This is a genomic window from Oceanicola sp. S124 (genome assembly GCF_000220565.1).
GTDB lineage: Bacteria > Pseudomonadota > Alphaproteobacteria > Rhodobacterales > Rhodobacteraceae > Pseudooceanicola.
In genome coordinates this window covers 1-17,480 of record NZ_AFPM01000146.1, presented here as the reverse complement: position 1 = coordinate 17,480, position 17,480 = coordinate 1, and the positions used below count along the sequence as shown (strand labels likewise).

Sequence of the window (17,480 nt, the reverse complement as noted above, 5' to 3'; positions counted from 1 at the left end):
TGCTGGAAGGCGTGCTGGCGACCCGCGACGGGCTGGCGCGGCGGGTACCGGTCTTCCTCAAGATCGCCCCGGATCTCGACGCAGAGGGGCTGTCGGACATCGCCGAAGTCGCCCTGGCGCTGAAGCTCGACGGGGTCATCGCCACCAATACGACGCTCGACCGCGAGGGGCTCGCCTCGGCCCATCGGGGCGAGACCGGCGGCCTTTCCGGCGCCCCGCTGTTCGAGCGCTCGACCCGCGTACTTGCGCGGCTGTCGCAGCTGACCGGCGGAGCGCTCCCGCTGATCGGCGTCGGCGGCGTCGCCTCTGCCGAACAGGCCTACCAGAAGATCCGCGCCGGGGCCTCGGCGGTCCAGCTCTACTCGGCGCTGGTCTACGAGGGGCTGTCGCTGGTACCGCGCATCGCCGAGGGACTGGACGCCCTGCTGGCGCGCGACGGCTTCGCCTCGGTGGCCGAGGCGGTCGGGACGGGTCGGGAGGATTGGCTGTGATCACCATCTGGCACAATCCCCGCTGCTCGAAATCGCGCGAGGCCCTGGCCCTGCTGGAGGCCTGCGGCGAGGACATCGAGGTCCGCCGCTATCTCGACGACATCCCCACGGTAGCGGAACTGCGCGCCCTGCAGGCAAGGCTCGGCGTTCCGGTGATCGAGATGATGCGGGTGAAGGAAACCCTCTTCCGAGAACTGGGCCTCACCCGCGACAGCGACGAGGATGCGCTGCTGGCCGCCATGGCCGCCCATCCGAAGCTGATCGAGCGGGCGGTGGCGATCAAGGGCGAGCGCGCGGTCATCGCTTGGCCCCCGGAACGGGTGCTCGACATACTCTGACACCCCCAGGTGGAGGCGTCGATTGCTTACGCCCCTGCGGGGCGTGGCCTCCGGCGGGAGTATTTTCAGCCTGGTGATGCAGCGGGACGATGCCGGATTGGCACCCTCCTTTTCCACTGGGAGCGTGGCACGCCCGCAAAGCAGAGGTAGGCCGCCCCAGCGCCCCCTCAGGCGCACATCACCAGGCTGAAAGTACTCCGGGGGTGAATTGGGCTGCAGGCACAAGAGGGGGCCGCGCCCCCTCCCCACTGCCGCCATTTGCAGGGGCCCGTCACATAGGCAGCAATATTGCTCTTGGCTGACCTGTCTCGCATGGGGGCACTGCAAGTGACGGCTGTTCTGCGCCCCTACTCCGCTGACCGTTCCGCCCCGGCCTCGAGCGCCGGGTAGCGCAGGGCCAGCGTCACGCCGCGCGCAACGAAGCTGATCAGCATCGCCGCCCAGAGCCCGTGGTTGCCCATCAGCGGCACCAGCGCCCAGAGCGCCAGAAGGTAGACGCCCAGGCTGACCGCCATCATGTTGCGCATGTCGCGCGCCCGCGTCGCGCCGATGAAGACCCCGTCGAGCATCCAGGCGGTGATGCCGAAGACCGGGGTCGCGACCATCCAGGGCAGGTAGTCCCGCGCCGCGGCCCGCACCGTTTCCGAGGTGGTCAGCAGGTCGATCAGCAGCCCGCCCGCCAGGGCGAAGGCCAGCGCCATGCACAGGCAGATCACCCCGCCCCAGAAGGAGCTGAGCAGCACCGCCCGGCGCAGCCCGGGCCGGTCGCGCCGCCCCATGGCCTGGCCGACCAGCGCCTCGGCGGCAAAGGCGAAACCGTCGAGCGCGAAGGCGGTGATCTCCATGAACTGGATCAGCACCTGGTTGGCGGCCAGCTGGACGTCGCCGAACCCGGCGCCCTTGAACATGAACAGCAGGAAGATCGCCTGCAGCATCAGCGAGCGCAGCAGGATGTCACGGTTGACCAGCGCCATGCGGACCAGCCGCAACCGGTCGAAGACCCGGCCCCAGTCGCGCCAGGCAGGCACCGCGAAGGCGTCGCGGCACAGCCAGAAGCCAAGCGCCAGGCCACTCCATTCGGCGAGGAACGTGGCCAGGGCCACCCCCTCGACGCCCCAGCCGAGGCCAAGCACGAAGAGCAGGTCGAGACCGATGTTGACGATGTTCATCCCCACCTGCAGCACCAGCACCCCGGCGGTGCGCTCCTGCGCGATCAGCCAGCCGGTCAGACCGTAGATGCCGATGGCCGCCGGGGCCGAGAAGATGCGGATCGACATGTAGGCGCGGGCCATCTGCTCGACCTCGTCCGAGGCGGGCGAGAGGGTGAAGGCCAGCCAGAACAGCGGCGCCTGCAGGGCGATGATCGCCAGCCCGGCGCCGAAGCCGATCATCATCGCCCGGGTCAGCAGGGCTGCGACCTCGGCGGTATCGCCTTCACCGGCGGCATTGGCGGTCAGCCCGGTGGTGCCCATGCGCAGGAAGCCGAAGATCCAGTAGAGCGCCGAGAGCACCACGGCGCCGATGCCGACCGCCCCGATGGGGGCGGCGAGGCCGAGCTGGCCGACGACGCCGGTGTCGACGGCCCCGAGGATCGGCACCGTGGCATTGGACAGCACGATGGGCAGGGCCAGCCGGATCACCCGCCCATGGGTCAGCGGCTCACGCGCTGGCGCCAGCACCCCGGTCGCGCTCACGCGGTCTCGTCCCCGGCGAGGCCCTCGGCCAGCGGCATGCGGAAATGCACCGTGGCATGGGCGATGGGACGGTCGACATTGTCCTGCCAGGCCTCGCTGCGCACCGAGGCATAGCGCCGCCCCGAGCGCACGATCTGCGCCCGCGCATAGGCATCGCGCGGCAGCCCCGAGCGCAGGTAGTCCACCGTCAACCCGATGGTCTTGGGCAGGCGCGGCAGCTCTCCTGCCGCCATCGCCCGGGGATCCAGCCGGCCGCTTTCGAGATCGGCCCAGTAATGCGACCAGGCCAGGCCGATCACCGCCGTCACCTCGAGGAAGGCCGCCGTGGCACCGCCGTGCAGGGCCGGCAGCATCGGGTTGCCGATCAGCATGTCGTCATAGGGCAGCACCGCCGTCAGCTCGTCTCCGCGGCGGTCGAAACGCACGCCCAGGAAGCGGACGTAGGGCGAGGCCTGCACCAGGGCGGCCAGCGCCGCATCGCGCCGCTGCTTGATGACCTGGACGGGTTCGGGGGCGCGGCTCATTCCGGGCTGTCCTTCTTGCTGAAGGTGAAGGCGCCCGCGGCAGTGGCGACGGGGCGGTCGCGATCCTCGTCCAGCGCCACGGCGCGCACGAAGGCCACCGAGCGGGTGACGTGGTAGCATTCGGCCTCGGCGCGGATCGGCTGGCCGGGCGTCGCCGGGCGCATGTAGTCGATGCGCAGGTCCAGCGTCGCCGTCAGCCCCGCCGCCTCGGGATGGCTCATCACGGCCGCTCCGCTGGCGGTGTCGAGCAGTGCCGAGACCGCGCCCCCCGCCAGCACGCCGGTTGCCGGATCCCCGATCAGCTTCTCGTCGTAGGGCATCGAGAACACCGCCCGCCCCGGCGCAATCTCGTCCACCGAGATCCCGAGCGCCCGCGCGTGCGGTAGGCTGGCGATGAATTGTCGCGCGATGCGCAGTTGGCTGTCGTCGGTCATGGCTGTCCTTTTCTCAGGGTGCCGGGGCCCGCGGTCCCTCCGGGCGCATGAAACCTCCGATCGGCGCCGGGCACAAGCAGCCGCCTGTTGCCCTTCCCGTTTCAGGGGCTTACCTTTTCGCCAACTCTCAACCAGTCCGATGGCCCCGATGCAAGACCAGCCCTCTGCCCAGACCGCTCCTTCGGAACCGCGCCTCGCCTTCAAGGAGATGTGCGAGAAGTTCGACGTGACGCCGCGGACCCTGCGCTATTATGAATACATCGAACTGCTGGAACCCGAGCGTGAGGGCCGGGCCCGCTTCTATACCCCGCGTGAGATTGCCCGCATGACCCTGATCATGCGCGGCCGGCGCTTCGGCTTCAGCCTGGAAGAGATCCGCCAGTGGCTGGAGATGCGCGAGCAGCAGGGATCGGAAGCCCAGATGAAGACCTGGATCGAGATGGCCGACCGCCAGATGGGCCAGCTTGAAGAGCAGCGCGCCCAGATCGACGAGGCCATGGAAGAGCTGCGCCAGCTGCGCGATGCGACCAAGGCCGAACTGCCCTCGGGCTGATCGCCCGACGCCGGCAGCCTCCCGCACCGGGGTGATTGCATACATTGGGCGGGTCCAATCCCCCCCAATTCAGCGCAATTGTCGTCTGTTTACGCTCAAGACGCCACATTTACGCCCGATTCAACCTTCAGGCACGAAGGATGCAGGTTTTGGGGACCGCTGCAGGATACAAGAGTCAGGCGAATCGCGGCGGTCGGGCTGCAATCGCAGGGCGTGCAGCTTTCTCTGGATCGACGCCCGGTGCCGGTTGCCCAGCTAAGGAAGTTGCGCGCTCATTCGCGCATCCTGCCTTATCTTACGTCAACCGGGATGTGACGTGACGTTGGACTTACGTCAACTTAGATCGGCGTTGTATCGAAGGGGCGTGACCGGCATTCCCGACCAATCATAAATATGTACTGAGTGGTAGAAATGACGGAAACCGAAGACCTGATGACGATCCGCGCGATGTGCGACGCCTTCCAGGTGACCCCGCGCACCCTGCGGTTCTATGAAGCAAAGGAGCTGCTCTTTCCGATCCGCGAAGGCCAGAAACGGCTTTTCACGCGCCGTGATCGTGCCCGGCTGAAACTGATCCTGCGCGGCAAGCGCTTCGGCTTCAGCCTGGAAGAGATCCGGCAACTCCTCGACCTCTACGACATGGGCGACCAGCAGCAGACGCAGCTGACCCGCACCCTGGAAATTGCCCGGGACCGTCTGGAGACGATGGAGGCACAGCGTGCCGAGCTGGATGTTGCCATCGGGGAACTGAAAGAACAGATGGAATGGGTGGCAAATGTCATCGCCTCGATGAAGGCACGTGACGCCGCCGAGTGAGGCGCCCGGCCCTGCCGGTGCGCCGGCAAGGAAGGGAGAGAGAACATGCCCAGCTACCAGGGTCCCGTCGACGACCTGCAATTCGTCCTGCATGACGTCCTCAACATCGCCGACGAGTCCATTCCGGGCTACGATGAGCTGGACCGCGACTTCACCGCGGCCATCCTGGGTGAAGCGGCCAAGATCTCGTCCGAGGTCATTGCGCCGCTGAACACCATTGGCGACCAGCAGGGCGTCACCTTCGAGAACGGCGTGGTGCGCACCCCCGAAGGCTTCAAGGAAGCCTTCGACCAGCTGCGCGAAGGCGGCTGGACCGGGCTCGACTGCGATCCCGACTACGGCGGCCAGGGCATGCCCTACATCCTGTCGGTCGCAACCGGAGAGATGTTCTCGGCCGCCAACCAGGCTTTCATGATGTACCCGGGGCTGACCCATGGCGCCTATTCGGCGATCCATGCCCATGGCTCGGACGCCCAGAAGCAGAAGTGGCTGCCGAAGATGGTCACCTGCGAGTGGACCGGCACCATGAACCTGACCGAGCCCCATTGCGGCACCGACCTGGGCCTGATGCGCACCAAGGCGGACCCGCAGGAGGATGGCTCCTACAAGATCACCGGCCAGAAGATCTTCATCTCGGCCGGCGATCACGACATGTCCGAGAACGTCATCCACCTGGTGCTGGCCAAGATCCCCGGCGGGCCCGAGGGCATCAAGGGTGTCTCGCTGTTCATCGTGCCGAAGATCATGGTCGATGACGACGGCGCTCTGGGCGAGCGCAACGCGGTCTCGGTCGGCAAGGTCGAAGAGAAGATGGGCATTCACGGCAATGCCACCTGCGTGATGAACTACGACGGCGCCACCGGCTACCTGCTGGGCGAGGCCCACAAGGGCATGCGCGCCATGTTCACCATGATGAACGAGGCCCGCCTGGGCGTCGGCATGCAGGGCCTTTCCCAGGCCGTGGCCGCCTACCAGAACGCCGTGATCTACGCCAAGGATCGTCTGCAGGGCCGCGACGTGACCGGCGTCAAGAATCCCGACGGCCCCGCCGATCCGATCATCGTGCACCCCGACGTGCGCCGCATGCTGATGGACCAGAAGAGCTTCATCGAGGGCGCCCGCGCCTTCGGTCTCTGGGGTGGCCTGCTGATCGACAAGGCCCGCAAGTCCGAGGACGAGGAGGCCGAGGGCCTGATCTCGCTGCTGACCCCGGTGCTGAAGGGCTTCCTGACCGACGAGGGCTACCAGGCCACCGTGCAGGCGCAGCAGGTCTACGGCGGCCATGGCTACATCGAGGAATGGGGCATGTCGCAATTCACCCGCGACGCGCGCATCACCCAGATCTACGAAGGTGCCAACGGCGTGCAGGCGCTGGACCTGGTGGGCCGCAAGCTGGCCGCCAATGGTGGCAAGCCCGCCATGGCGCTGTTCCAGATGATCAAGGACTTCTGCAAGGAAGCCGCAGCCCAGGACGAGGAAATCGCCAAGGAGTTCGTCGAACCCCTGATGACCGCCTCGAAGCAGCTGCAGGAAGCAGCGATGTACTTCATGTCCTCGATGAAGACGCCGAACAATGCTCTGGCCGGGTCCTATGACTTCATGCACATGTTCGGCCATGTCTGCCTGGGCTTCGTCTGGACCAAGATGGCGCTGGTTGCCAAGGCGAAGATCGCCAGCGGCGAGGGCGACACCGCCTTCTACCAGTCCAAGCTGACCACCGGGCGCTACTACATGGCGCGCCGCATGCCCGCCTGCGCGATGCACTTGCAGCGCATCACCTCGGGCGCCGATACGGTCATGGCCCTGGACGCCGAGGCCTTCTGACCCGGCACCGGGCCTCAGAGCCCACCGAAAGACCTGCAAGGACGCGGCACCTGCCGCGTCCTTGGCGTTTCGGCCGGGCGCCTTGCGCAGAGCGTCCTGGCGCCGCAGGATGGGGCAACGCCCGCCCTGCCCCGGCGTCCACGCCCCCGCCGAGTGATACCCGCCCCTGCCTGATGGAGGCCCGATGCCCAAACGCTTCCGCCTGACCCGCCGCTTCCCGGCCGCCATGACCGAGGACGGCTACCGCCGCCTGCGCCGCTTCGCCGCCGAGGCCGGCCTGGACGAGGGCGAGGCGCTGTCCTTTCTGTTCGAGAATTTCGACTCGGTGACGCACGAGGAAAACCTGACCCACCGTCTGCGAGTGTTCAATTCCGAGCTTGAGGCGCGCAAGCGGTAAGACCCCGCTTCGTCCCGAACGGCTGATCTGACGGCAAGGCCGGACGCCTCCGGCGGGAGTATTTTCAGCCTGGTGATGATGGCTGCCGCACCCCCGGCAGGGAAAGGTGGGTTGCTCGATTGGGGAGCGGATCAACCCCGGCCCGCCTCACCGGATTGGCTACCAGATATATCGGACCGGGGCATCACCGTGGCGCGTCCATCGGCTCTCCAGCCTGTAACGCCCGGAGACTTTGACAGGGCGTGGTTAATAGTGCGTAACCTGCATCCATCACCAGGCTGGAAATACTCCACGGGGGTGCGGGGGTGTGAAACCCCCGCCTTGCCACGGCGCAGAGGAGAGCGACCCATGACGATCAGACTGCATTGCTTCGGCGAGAGCGGCAATTCCTACAAGGCTGCCCTGCCGCTGGCGCTGTCGGGGCTCGACTGGGAGCCGGTGAAGGTCGACTTCTTCAACGGCGGCGCCCGCACGCCGGAATATGCCGCGATGAACGTCATGGCCGAGGCGCCGGTGCTGGAAGACGGTGACCTGACGATCAGCCAGTCCGGCGTGATCCAGATGTACATCACCGAGAAGACCGGCAAGTTCGGCGGCGCGACGCCCGAAGAGGCGCGCGAGGTCATGCGCTGGTGCTTCTGGGACAATCACAAGATGTCCTCGCAGGCGGGCACCCTGCGCTTCCTGATGAACTTCCTGCCCGAAGAGAAGCGCCCCGCGGAGGTCATCGCCTTCCTGTCGGGCCGCCTAAAGGCCGCCTTCAAGACGCTCGACACCGCGCTGGAGGGGCGCGGCTGGCTGGTCGGAGAGGGTCCGACCAATGCCGATTTCTCGTGCTGCGGCTACCTCTTCTATCCAGAGCCCTTTACTTTCATCCGCGAGGATTGGCCCAGTATCGACCGGTGGCTGACGAACATCGAGGCACTGCCGGGCTGGAAACATCCCTACGAGCTCATGCCGGGTCATCCCTCCGATCGTGACCTCTGATCGGGGGCCATGATCCGCACTGCGGAAAAGTTGACGTGAACGTGGCGGAACGTCACCCAAATCTACGTAACGTCGCGATGGAAAACCGCGGCCCGAGGGCAGAGATTGAATGTGAACGGGGGACGGAGGAGTCCCCCGCAGTCAAAGGAAGGAGCGGAGGATCTCATGACCGAAGCCTATATCTACGATGCCCTGCGCAGTCCGCGCGGCAAGGGCCGTGCCGACGGCAGCCTGCACGAGGTGACCTCGGTCGCGCTCGGGGCGCAGATGCTGAACGCGATCCGCGAACGCTCGGGCCTGGACGGCCACGCCGTCGAGGACGTGATCTGGGGCAATGCGACCCAGGCCTTCGAACAGGGCGGCTGCCTGGCACGGACCACCGTGCTGGCCTCGGAGCTGGACGAGCGCATCCCCGGCCTGTCGATCAACCGTTTCTGCGCCTCCGGCATGGAAGCCGTGAACCTGGCCGCGAACCAGGTCAAGGGCGGCGCCGGTGAGGCCTATATCGCCGGCGGCGTCGAATGCATGTCGCGCGTCGCCATGGGCAGCGATGGTGCCGCCGTGGCCGTCGATCCGACCGTCGCCATGGATCACTACTTCGTCCCGCAGGGGATCAGCGCCGACATCATCGCCACCGAATACGGCTTCTCGCGCGATGACGTCGACAGTTTCGCCGTCGAGAGCCAGAAGCGCGCCGCCGCCGCCTGGGAAGATCGCCGCTTCGACAAGTCCATCGTGACGATCCGCGACGTGAACGGCCTGCCGATCCTGGCCCATGACGAATACATGCGCCCCGGCACAGACATGCAGACGCTCGGCGGCCTCAAGCCCGCCTTCAAGGACCTGGGCGAGGTCATGCCCGGTTTCGACAGCGTCGCCAAGCTGAAGTACCCGCACCTGGAGTCGATCAACCACGTCCACCATGCGGGCAACTCCTCGGGGATCGTCGATGGCTCTGCCGCCGTGCTGATCGGCTCGAAGGAGTTTGGCGAGAAATACGGGCTGAAGCCCCGCGCCCGCATCCGCGCCACCGCCAAGATCGGCACCGATCCGACCATCATGCTGACCGGCCCCGTGCCGGCCACCGAGCGCGTGCTGAAAGCCGCGGGCATGGAGATCGGCGATATCGACCTCTTCGAGGTCAACGAGGCGTTCTCCTCGGTCGTGCTGCGTTTCATGCAGGCCTTCGACGTGGATCATTCGAAGCTGAACGTGAACGGCGGCGCCATCGCGATGGGTCACCCGCTGGGCGCCTCGGGCGCGATCATCATCGGCACCCTGCTGGATGAGCTGGAGCGGTCCGGCAAGTCCACCGGGCTGGCAACGCTCTGCGTCGCCTCCGGCATGGGTGCGGCCACGGTGATCGAGCTGGTCTGATGGTCGTCGTCCGCCGAGCCGAGGTCAGGACCGACAGCGCCACCCCCGAGATCCGGGAGAGGTTCGGGCAGTATGATGCCCTGCTCTACTCGGATACCGGCGGGCTGACGCAGTTCGGGGCCTTCGTGGAGACCATCCAGCCCGGCACGCGGACATCCGACCGCCATTGGCACAGCGACGAGGACGAATTCCTCTACATGCTGCAAGGCTCTGTCACGGTCATCGAGAATGACAGCGAACATGTCATCGGCCCCGGCGATGCGGCCTGCTGGCCCGCCGGGGTGCCCAACGGGCACGTGGTCTTCAACCACACCGATGCGCCCGCCAGCTACCTGCTGGTCGGCACCCGGTCGCAGAACGACCGCGCCTATTATTCCGAGATCGACAAGGTGCTTGTTAGAGAAAACGGCCAGCGGCGGCTGATCCGCCGCGACGGCTCGCCCTACGAGGGCCCCGAGAATGGGAGCGAGACATGACTGAATTCGCAATGGAAAAAGGCGCCGATGGCGTCGCCGTGATCACCTGGGACGTGCCCGGCAAGAGCATGAACGTGCTGTCGATGGATGGCGCGGCCGAGCTGGACGCCGCGATCACCGATGCGCTGGCCGACGAGGCCGTGAAGGGCATCGTCATCACCTCCGGCAAGGACACCTTCGCCGCGGGCATGGACCTGAACGTGCTGGCCGGCTTCAAGGAGCAGGGTGCCGAGGGCGTCTTCGAGGGCGTGATGTCGCTGCACCACCTGCTGCGCAAGATCGAGCGCGCGGGCATGGATGCCAAGACCAACAAGGGCGGCAAGCCGATTGCCTCGGTCCTGCCGGGCACCGCGCTTGGCATCGGGCTGGAACTGCCGCTCTCGACCCATCGCATCTTTGCCGCCGACAATCCCAAGGCCAAGATCGGCCTGCCGGAAATCCAGGTCGGGATCTTCCCCGGCTCGGGCGGCACCACGCGCCTCGTGCGCAAGCTGGGCGTCATGGGCGCCTCGCCCTTCCTGCTGCAGGCCAAGCTGAGCGACCCGAAGGGCGCTGTGAAGGCCGGGATCATCGACGAGGTTGCCGAGGATCCGCTGGCCGCCGCGAAGGAATGGGTGCTGAACGCCAAGGATGCCGACATCCTGAAGCCCTGGGATGCCAAGGGCTACAAGGTGCCCGGCGGCGCGCCCTATCACCCGGCCGGTTTCCAGACCATGGTCGGCGCCAATGCGATGATCATGGCCAATACCTGGGGCGCCTACCCTGCCCCCAAGGCCATGCTGAGCGCGGTCTATGAAGGCCTGATGGTGCCTTTCGACACCGCCCTGAAGATCGAGGCGCGCTGGTTCACGAGCGTTATCATGAACCCCTCTTCGGGCAACATGATCCGCTCGCTCTTCCTCAACAAGGAAGCGCTTGAGAAGGGCGCGAACCGCCCCGAGGCACCGGATCAGACCGTCAAGAAGCTGGGCGTTCTGGGTGCGGGCATGATGGGCGCGGGTATCGCGCTGGTCTCCGCCCAGGCGGGCATCGAGGTGGTGCTGATCGACCAGAACCAGGAGGCCGCCGAGCGCGGCAAGGCCTACTCGGAAAGCTACCTCGACAAGGGCATCAAGCGTGGCAAGGTGACGACCGAGAAGAAAGAGAAGATGCTCTCACTGATCACGCCGACCACCGATTACGCGGCGCTGTCGGATGTGGATCTGATCATCGAGGCGGTCTTCGAGGATCCGGGCGTCAAGGCCGAGATCACCAAGGCCGTCGAGGCCGTCATCCCCGAGGATGCGGTCTTTGCCTCGAACACTTCGACCCTGCCGATCACGGGTCTGGCCAAGGCTTCGTCCCGGCCCGAGCAGTTCATCGGCATCCACTTCTTCTCTCCTGTCGAGAAGATGCTGCTGGTCGAGATCATCAAGGGCAAGCAGACGGGCGACCGTGCCGTGGCCAAGGCGCTGGATTACGTGCGCCAGATCCGCAAGACGCCCATCGTCGTCAACGACGCGCGCTTCTTCTATGCCAACCGCTGCATCATCCCCTACCTGAACGAGGGCGCGCGGATGGTCTCCGAGGGCGTGAACCCGGTGCTGGTCGACAATGCCGCGCGTCTGCTGGGGATGCCCGTGGGTCCGCTGCAGTTGATTGACGAGACCTCGATCGACCTGGCGGTTAAGATCGCCACGGCGACAAAGGAGGCCATGGGCGACGCCTATCCGGCGGATGCCAAGGGCGTCGATGAGCTGATGTTCTGGCTCTTCGAGGAAGGCCGCAAGGGCCGCAAGGCCAACGCCGGCTTCTATGAATACGACGAGAAGGGCAAGCGCACCGGCATGTGGCAGGGGCTTGAGGCGAAGTATCCTCATGCCGAAGTCCAGCCGGAGCTGGTCGAGGTGCAGCATCGCCTGATGTTCGCCCAGGTGCTGGAAGCGGTCCGCGCGCTGGAGGAAGGTGTGCTGGAAGACATCCGCGAAGGCGATGTCGGCGCCATCCTGGGCTGGGGCTTCGCGCCCTGGTCGGGCGGCCCCTTCGGCTGGCTGGACATGCTGGGTGCGGCCTATGCCGCCGACCGTTGCGACCACCTCTCTGCCACTTACGGAGAGCGTTTCGCCTGCCCCGCCCTGCTGCGCGAGATGGCCGAGAAGGGCCAGACCTTCTACAAGCGCTTCGGGCCTGAGGCCAAGGCCGCCTGAGCAGCCTGTTGATGTGACCGATGCCGCCCGGAGCATTACTCCGGGCGGCATTTCCTTTGCGGACGGGAGGGGGCCCTGCCCCCTCTTGGGCCCTTCGGGCCCAATTCACCCCCGGAGTATTTTCAGCCTGGTGATGCACCGGGCCGCGCCCGGAGCGGCGGGCTTGGGACTTTTGCCCGAGGGGTTTCTGGCGACGTGGCGCCGATCACGCGGCTGGGACTTCCGGTGTCGGTGCGCGATGGCTATGCTCCGCGCCATGATCAGCCGTCTCGCCCTTGCCACAGCGCTTTGTCTCTCTGCCGGGGGCGCTCTGGCGCATCCGCATATCTTCATTACCACCGCGCTGGAATTGCAGGTCGATGCCGAAGGGCAGCTGACCGGCGTGGCCGTCACCTGGGATTACGACGAGATGTACTCGATGCTGCTGCTCGACGAGTTGCAGCTTGATCCCGATTACGACGGCATCCTGACCGAGGCGGAACTGGCCGAACTTGACGGCTATGACCTGAACTGGATGGAGGGCTTCGCGGGCGATCTCTACGTCACCGCTGCCGACGGCAGCCCGGTCGAGCTGGGACCGCCGCAGGGGCTGGGGGTCAGCTTCGACGACCAGACCTATGCCAGTCGGCACCTGCGTCCGCTGGTGCGGCCCCTGCCGGCCGACGGGTTGGTGGTGAAGGCCTATGATCCGGGGTTCTACACCGCCTATGACCTCGGCGGGGGCGTCACGATTACCGGCAATGACGCCTGCAGGGTGGCGATCGTGTCACCTGACATCGACGACAATTACCAGAACCTCGCCGCCGAGCTGGCCGAGCTGCCCCCGGATGCCGAGGACTATCCCCAGGTCGGCGAGACCTTTGCCGAGACCGTCCAGCTGAGCTGCAGGTCCGGGGAATGAGCGAGACACGGCACACCGCCCCTGCCCTGCCACGCCTGCTGGCGGCGTTGCAGCTTCTGCTGCCGCTGCTGCTGATTGCCGGGTTGCTGGCGCTGGCGGTCTATCTCTGGCGTTTTGGCGGCATGGCGGCGCTGACCACCTGGGCGGCCGGCGGGCAGCGCGAGGCGCAGAACGCCATGGCCGGCACCCTGCGGGCCCTGCGGGGCGGAGAGCCGGGCGCGTTGATCGCCCTGCTGGGCATCTGCTTTGCCTACGGTCTCTTCCACGCCGCCGGCCCCGGCCATGGCAAGTTGCTGATCGGCGGCTATGGCGTATCGCAGAAGGTGACGGCCCTGCGCCTCTCGGGGCTGGCACTGATCTCGAGCCTGGCGCAGTCGGCCAGTGCCGTGCTGCTGGTCACGGCAGGGATCGCCCTTCTGGATTGGAGTCGCGAGCGCATGGTGGGCCTGGCCGAGGACTGGCTGGCGCCCGCCTCCTACGCGGCCATCGGGCTGGTCGGGGCCTGGCTGGCCCTGCGCGGGCTGAGACATCTCTGGCAGGGGCTGCGCAGCCACCGGCAGGCGGACAGTGCCGGGCAGGACCACGAGCATGGGCATGCTCATGGGCCGGACCATCAGCACCACCATCACCATGCCGACGGAAGCTGCTCCTGCGGCCACCGGCACGGGCCCACTGCCGAGGAGGCCGCGCGGGTGCGCTCTCTGCGCGAGGCGGTGCTGCTGGTCGGGGCCATTGCCATCCGTCCCTGCACCGGCGCGCTCTTCCTGCTGATCCTGACCAGGCGGATGGACATCCTTGCCGCCGGGATCGCGGGCACCTTCGCCATGGGGCTGGGGGTGGCCAGCGTGACCATCGGGGTCGCACTGGCCACCGTGTTTCTGCGCGCCGGCACATTCGACCGATCCACGGAGACGGGCAGTTGGGACAAGGGGCCCTCTCCGCTTCTCGCAATGGTCGAACTTCTCGCCGGCGCGCTCATCGCCTCCGCTGCCACTGGCCTCTTTCTGCACATGATCTGACCAGGTCCTGCAGGGGAAACGGACCGGATGGGGACACATCCGGACAAACAGGACCCAATCGACAGACGGGGCGAGGTTCGGGGCACCCCCTGGGGGATGCCGTTCCGAGGGACGCGTCGCCGCGTCCTGTTCCGTTGGGGATCTTCCTCGGATCCGCTCCGACGCCTTCCGCGCCCGGAGGAACCGATCCCGGGAGGCCCCGCCCGGCGGGCGGAGCCGTCACGTGTCAGGCGCGGCGGCTCTTGCGCAGTTCCTCGCCCCGGGCAGCGCTGCGCTGCTGCGAGGCGTTCTGGCCACGGCGCGCCAGGGCGAAGGCCCATTTCTCTTCCAGTTCCCAGGTGATCTTCTCGATCAGCTCGCGGGAGGTCTCCTGGCAGAGGATGGTGTAGTCGCAGGTCGGTTCCTGGTTGCGCATGAAGATGCGGCTGATCATGTCGCCCGCGGCCGGGCAGACGCAGAGCGCGCCCGAGCTGGCAAAGATCACCTGATCTTCATCGAATTCCAGCACGAAGACTTCAGGGGCGAAGATCGGGCGACGCCGCGAGATGCCGCAGACACCGTCCAGCGCCTCGGCGCGGATCAGCACGAAGGGATCGCCCAGTTCTTCCTCGGCCACGTCGCTTTCCACCAGAACGCCCTGACGCGGAAGAAGCAGCATCTCTTCGCGGTTTCCGATCGCACCGCGCGGCACGTGCAGCGGCTGCAAGCGCGTCGGACAGGCCCCGTTGCCGTCCCAGAGCGCCTTGCGCCGCACGCTGCGCAGCGACTTCAACCCATTGTCGAAGGTGAGGATGGCGTCGCCTTCCGCAAGGTCTTCGACGTTCCGCCAGCCAAGGGCGGTCGCGACGCGGGTCCCTGCGACGATCCCGGACAGGGCCGTTTCGGCGCCTCCCCGGGTTTCGGATCCGAGGTCGCCGAACCCACTTTCGGCCTCCTCTCTCCGCAGCGCGTCGCGCCGTGTCTTGATTTCAAACATTCTGTCGTTTCCCGATATGACGGCTACTTCTGCAGCTCGCTTATGGGATGTATTGCGCCCTACAACTGAGACGTGTCTTGGGACGAAATCAGGCGGAAAGGGGGCATTGTCGCTCTAAGGATGACAATAACTAATTAAAGCACTCATTGTCGCCATTTCATGCCCCGGACTGGTAGTAGCTGCTCATTTCCGCGACATATCCGAAACGTTCGATGTCTTCTGCGCAAAGAGAGTCGATGAATTTTCGATCTGCGGGTCGGTATACAAGTTCAGCCTTGACAGACTCATCGACGGAATTGACGCGGGGCAGCGTCAGATCGAAGCCGAGATGCTGACAAAGCGGGGCCGAGTCCCGCTCAAATGCCTCAAGTCTGATGAAAAGGTTACATTTCTCTCGTCCGAATGATTCGCGAACATAGCTGGCATAGGGCGACGGTTCGAAGCTGCGGACGATCAACGGATCGCGGATGAAATCGGAGAAACCACGACCTTTTGCCAATGTGACGGCCGGATGGGAGAAACCTTGTCCGCGCAACCAGAGGTAGTAGCTGGCTATCCGATCCCAGGGGTTTCGGATCAATGTAAAGACGAAGAAATCGTCGATCTCCGCGGGGCTGGCGAGGCCTTCGATATCGGCCAGGGTCGCATGTTTCCAGAGCCGCCCGCGGCTGGCAATCCCGGCAACCCGATGGCGCCGCCGGCGGGCCTTGGGGGTATCGCCGAGCAGGATGTCGTCCTTCATCGCGCGGGCCTCGAGGGCCAGCGCCATCGAGGTGCCGCCGGTCTTGGGGATATGGATGAAGATATAGCGACGGCCGCGCGACAGGATCATGCGCCGAGGCTATCGGGCTGCGTCGGACAGGGGAAGCCTCAGACGGGCGCCTCGCCTCTCCAGTACAGGCCAGGGCCTGACCCAGGCTGGTCCAGCAACCTGCGCAGCACCAGGTCGGCCGGACGGTCCAGCAAGGGCGGCGGCGGGTCGACCTGCCAGCGGCAGCGCAGTACCGGGACCGGCGGATCGGCGGGGGTTTCACTGCGGACGTCCGGGCTCATCCGTCAGTCTTGCGCGCGACACCCTGAGACTGGATGAAGACGCATTGCGGCGACAGGCGCAATTGCTACCGCTTGTGGCATCGTGCTAGTCTCGCCGCCAACCAAGAGGCCGGGCACCCGCCCGATATCGCGGCCCGCAAGAGCAGTCCGGAAAGCAGGCCCATGACGGCATTGGAGAAGTACCAGCGGCTGGAGGCAGCGGCACTGTGGCGCGAGGGCCCGCAGGCGCAGCGCCGTGACGTGATCCTGTCGATCGGCGAGGCCACGATCACCATCGCCGACCTTAAGGACCAGCCGCTCACCCATTGGTCCATCGCCGCGCTGACCCGCGCCAATCCCGGCGATCTGCCCGCGCTCTACCACCCTGACGGCGACCCGGACGAGACGCTGGAACTGGGCGCCGACGAAACCCAGATGATCGAGGCGCTGGAACAGCTGCGCGGGGCCGTGGCGCGGCGGCGGCCGCATCGCGGGCGCCTGCGGATGAGCATCATGGGCAGCTTCGCAGCTGGCATCCTGGCGCTTGGCCTGTTCTGGCTGCCCGGAGCCCTGAAGGACCATGCCCTCACGGTGCTGCCCCAGGTGAAGCGCGACGAGATCGGCGCCCGCCTGATGGCCGAAGTGCAGTCGCTGACCGGCGCCCCCTGCACGACGGCCGGGGGCACCCGTGCGCTGGCACTGCTTTCGGCGCGGGTCACCCACGAGGGACGCAAGGCGCCGCAATTGCATGTGGTCCGCTCTGGCCTGCGGACGACGATGCACCTGCCCGGCAACATCCTTCTGATGGGGCGCGGCGTGGTCGAAGCCTACGAAGATCCAGAGATCCCCGCCGGTTTCGTCGTCGCCGAGATGCAGCGCGCCACGCAGCAGGATCCCGTCGGCCGCTTCCTGGACGAAGCCGGGATCGGCGCCGTGCTGCGCTTGCTGACCACCGGAGAGGTCACCTCGGAGGCGCTCTCGGATCACGCCCGCACGTTGCTGGCCACGCCCCCGGAAGAGCTGGCGCCCGAGGTGCTGCTGGAGGGCTTCCGCGCCGCCGGGGTGCAATCGCGCCCCTATGCCTATGCCCGCGACATCACCGGCGAGACGGTTCTGCCGCTGATCGAGGGCGACCCCTACCCCTCGGGCGCGCCCGAGCCGGTGATGCGCGATGCGGACTGGCTGCGCCTTCAGTCGATCTGCGGCGGATGACGTAAGGGCGCCCTGAGGCGCCCCGCATCTTCCTGTTCAGCAATTTCCGGCATGCCCCGAAGCCCGCTGTCAGTTCCTCGGGAAGGCGTCGTCGAAGCCCGCGCGACGGGCGGCAGCCAGCGCATGGGCCATGTCGGCCTCGTTGCCGAAGGGCCCCAGAAGCACGACCTGATACCGCCCGCTGGACGAGATCTGCACCGGGATCCCCGACGCCCGCATCCGTGCCGCCGTGGTCTGCGCATT

Annotated in this window: 19 protein-coding genes and 1 pseudogene; 13 read left to right on the top strand and 7 right to left on the bottom strand. The window is 66.6% G+C overall.

The features are described 5' to 3' along the window. Window positions 1-491: pseudogene (locus OS124_RS0110060) on the top strand (quinone-dependent dihydroorotate dehydrogenase); the annotation flags it as partial. Then, window positions 488-829, top strand: a complete 342-nt coding sequence (gene arsC / locus OS124_RS0110055; RefSeq protein ID WP_010139444.1) for an arsenate reductase (glutaredoxin) — start codon at window positions 488-490, stop codon at window positions 827-829. The pseudogene OS124_RS0110060 and the gene arsC, both read left to right, overlap by 4 nt. A gap of 347 nt (window positions 830-1,176) precedes the next feature. On the opposite strand, the gene OS124_RS0110050 is transcribed toward arsC, so the two are convergent. The 3 genes from OS124_RS0110050 to OS124_RS0110040 are packed head-to-tail and all read right to left on the bottom strand — an operon-like array spanning window position 1,177 to window position 3,481. Then, a complete protein-coding gene (locus tag OS124_RS0110050; protein ID WP_010139442.1) occupies window positions 1,177-2,523 on the bottom strand; it encodes an MATE family efflux transporter in 1,347 nt (448 codons plus the stop codon). After that, window positions 2,520-3,047 carry a PaaI family thioesterase gene (locus OS124_RS0110045; RefSeq protein ID WP_010139441.1) on the bottom strand — a complete coding sequence of 176 codons (528 nt, stop codon included), beginning with the start codon at window positions 3,045-3,047 and terminating at the stop codon, window positions 2,520-2,522. Before OS124_RS0110045 ends, OS124_RS0110050 begins: the two co-directional genes overlap by 4 nt. Beyond that, on the bottom strand, window positions 3,044-3,481 hold the full coding sequence (locus OS124_RS0110040; protein WP_010139440.1) for a PaaI family thioesterase: 438 nt from the start codon (window positions 3,479-3,481) through the stop codon (window positions 3,044-3,046). Before OS124_RS0110040 ends, OS124_RS0110045 begins: the two co-directional genes overlap by 4 nt. A gap of 148 nt (window positions 3,482-3,629) precedes the next feature. Between OS124_RS0110040 and OS124_RS0110035 the strand changes: the two genes are divergently transcribed. The 10 genes from OS124_RS0110035 (at window position 3,630) to OS124_RS0109990 (ending at window position 14,017) form a co-directional block, all read left to right on the top strand. Next, window positions 3,630-4,034, top strand: a complete 405-nt coding sequence (locus OS124_RS0110035) for a MerR family transcriptional regulator (protein ID WP_010139439.1) — start codon at window positions 3,630-3,632, stop codon at window positions 4,032-4,034. Window positions 4,035-4,445: 411 nt separating this feature from the next. Then, window positions 4,446-4,850, top strand: coding sequence for a MerR family transcriptional regulator (locus OS124_RS0110030; protein ID WP_010139438.1), 405 nt, complete (start codon window positions 4,446-4,448; stop codon window positions 4,848-4,850). 45 nt (window positions 4,851-4,895) lie between these two features. After that, the gene (locus OS124_RS0110025; RefSeq protein ID WP_010139437.1) at window positions 4,896-6,674 is read left to right on the top strand and encodes an acyl-CoA dehydrogenase C-terminal domain-containing protein; all 1,779 of its coding nucleotides are present in this window, start codon (window positions 4,896-4,898) and stop codon (window positions 6,672-6,674) included. 184 nt (window positions 6,675-6,858) lie between these two features. Further along, a complete protein-coding gene (locus OS124_RS0110020) occupies window positions 6,859-7,071 on the top strand; it encodes a hypothetical protein (RefSeq protein WP_010139436.1) in 213 nt (70 codons plus the stop codon). A gap of 348 nt (window positions 7,072-7,419) precedes the next feature. After that, complete coding sequence (locus OS124_RS0110015) at window positions 7,420-8,058, top strand: glutathione S-transferase family protein (protein ID WP_010139435.1); 639 nt, start codon at window positions 7,420-7,422, stop codon at window positions 8,056-8,058. Window positions 8,059-8,223: 165 nt separating this feature from the next. Continuing rightward, complete coding sequence (locus OS124_RS0110010) at window positions 8,224-9,435, top strand: acetyl-CoA C-acetyltransferase (protein ID WP_010139434.1); 1,212 nt, start codon at window positions 8,224-8,226, stop codon at window positions 9,433-9,435. Next, entirely contained in the window at window positions 9,435-9,911 is a 477-nt protein-coding gene (locus tag OS124_RS24280; protein WP_010139433.1) for a cupin domain-containing protein, read from the top strand. Before OS124_RS0110010 ends, OS124_RS24280 begins: the two co-directional genes overlap by 1 nt. Beyond that, window positions 9,908-12,097 (top strand): 3-hydroxyacyl-CoA dehydrogenase NAD-binding domain-containing protein, encoded by a 2,190-nt coding sequence (locus tag OS124_RS0110000; protein ID WP_029375329.1) that lies wholly within the window; start codon window positions 9,908-9,910, stop codon window positions 12,095-12,097. The genes OS124_RS24280 and OS124_RS0110000 overlap by 4 nt, the downstream gene beginning before the upstream one ends. Before the next feature lie 238 nt (window positions 12,098-12,335). Beyond that, window positions 12,336-12,998, top strand: coding sequence for a DUF1007 family protein (locus OS124_RS0109995; RefSeq protein WP_237708100.1), 663 nt, complete (start codon window positions 12,336-12,338; stop codon window positions 12,996-12,998). Then, window positions 12,995-14,017, top strand: a complete 1,023-nt coding sequence (locus OS124_RS0109990; RefSeq protein WP_010139429.1) for a nickel/cobalt transporter — start codon at window positions 12,995-12,997, stop codon at window positions 14,015-14,017. The genes OS124_RS0109995 and OS124_RS0109990 overlap by 4 nt, the downstream gene beginning before the upstream one ends. Before the next feature lie 226 nt (window positions 14,018-14,243). Here the strand turns inward: OS124_RS0109990 and OS124_RS26050 are convergent, their stop codons facing one another. The 3 genes from OS124_RS26050 to OS124_RS0109975 all read right to left on the bottom strand — a co-directional run bounded on the left by OS124_RS26050 (window position 14,244) and on the right by OS124_RS0109975 (window position 16,046). Continuing rightward, window positions 14,244-14,993, bottom strand: coding sequence for a Hint domain-containing protein (locus tag OS124_RS26050; protein ID WP_010139428.1), 750 nt, complete (start codon window positions 14,991-14,993; stop codon window positions 14,244-14,246). Between the two features lie 157 nt (window positions 14,994-15,150). After that, entirely contained in the window at window positions 15,151-15,825 is a 675-nt protein-coding gene (locus OS124_RS0109980) for a sulfotransferase family 2 domain-containing protein (protein WP_010139427.1), read from the bottom strand. A gap of 38 nt (window positions 15,826-15,863) precedes the next feature. After that, window positions 15,864-16,046 (bottom strand): hypothetical protein, encoded by a 183-nt coding sequence (locus tag OS124_RS0109975; protein ID WP_029375328.1) that lies wholly within the window; start codon window positions 16,044-16,046, stop codon window positions 15,864-15,866. A 162-nt stretch (window positions 16,047-16,208) separates the two neighbouring features. Between OS124_RS0109975 and OS124_RS0109970 the strand changes: the two genes are divergently transcribed. Further along, on the top strand, window positions 16,209-17,237 hold the full coding sequence (locus tag OS124_RS0109970; RefSeq protein ID WP_010139426.1) for a hypothetical protein: 1,029 nt from the start codon (window positions 16,209-16,211) through the stop codon (window positions 17,235-17,237). Window positions 17,238-17,306: 69 nt separating this feature from the next. Here OS124_RS0109970 and OS124_RS28340 read toward each other — a convergent pair. Continuing rightward, window positions 17,307-17,480: SPOR domain-containing protein (locus OS124_RS28340; RefSeq protein WP_010139425.1), on the bottom strand; the 174-nt coding region annotated here is incomplete at its 5' end.

Coding starts and splice junctions, on each gene's coding strand:
- OS124_RS0109990 (WP_010139429.1), top strand. CDS start 12,995: ATGAGCGAGACACGGCACACCGCCCCTGCCCTGCCACGCCTGCTGGCG.
- OS124_RS0110035 (WP_010139439.1), top strand. CDS start 3,630: ATGCAAGACCAGCCCTCTGCCCAGACCGCTCCTTCGGAACCGCGCCTC.
- OS124_RS24280 (WP_010139433.1), top strand. CDS start 9,435: ATGGTCGTCGTCCGCCGAGCCGAGGTCAGGACCGACAGCGCCACCCCC.
- OS124_RS0109975 (WP_029375328.1), bottom strand. CDS start 16,046: ATGAGCCCGGACGTCCGCAGTGAAACCCCCGCCGATCCGCCGGTCCCG.
- OS124_RS0110040 (WP_010139440.1), bottom strand. CDS start 3,481: ATGACCGACGACAGCCAACTGCGCATCGCGCGACAATTCATCGCCAGC.
- OS124_RS0110025 (WP_010139437.1), top strand. CDS start 4,896: ATGCCCAGCTACCAGGGTCCCGTCGACGACCTGCAATTCGTCCTGCAT.
- OS124_RS0109995 (WP_237708100.1), top strand. CDS start 12,336: ATGGCTATGCTCCGCGCCATGATCAGCCGTCTCGCCCTTGCCACAGCG.
- OS124_RS26050 (WP_010139428.1), bottom strand. CDS start 14,993: ATGTTTGAAATCAAGACACGGCGCGACGCGCTGCGGAGAGAGGAGGCC.
- OS124_RS0110010 (WP_010139434.1), top strand. CDS start 8,224: ATGACCGAAGCCTATATCTACGATGCCCTGCGCAGTCCGCGCGGCAAG.
- OS124_RS0110045 (WP_010139441.1), bottom strand. CDS start 3,047: ATGAGCCGCGCCCCCGAACCCGTCCAGGTCATCAAGCAGCGGCGCGAT.
- OS124_RS0109970 (WP_010139426.1), top strand. CDS start 16,209: ATGACGGCATTGGAGAAGTACCAGCGGCTGGAGGCAGCGGCACTGTGG.
- OS124_RS0110015 (WP_010139435.1), top strand. CDS start 7,420: ATGACGATCAGACTGCATTGCTTCGGCGAGAGCGGCAATTCCTACAAG.
- OS124_RS0110000 (WP_029375329.1), top strand. CDS start 9,908: ATGACTGAATTCGCAATGGAAAAAGGCGCCGATGGCGTCGCCGTGATC.
- OS124_RS0109980 (WP_010139427.1), bottom strand. CDS start 15,825: ATGATCCTGTCGCGCGGCCGTCGCTATATCTTCATCCATATCCCCAAG.
- OS124_RS0110030 (WP_010139438.1), top strand. CDS start 4,446: ATGACGGAAACCGAAGACCTGATGACGATCCGCGCGATGTGCGACGCC.
- OS124_RS0110020 (WP_010139436.1), top strand. CDS start 6,859: ATGCCCAAACGCTTCCGCCTGACCCGCCGCTTCCCGGCCGCCATGACC.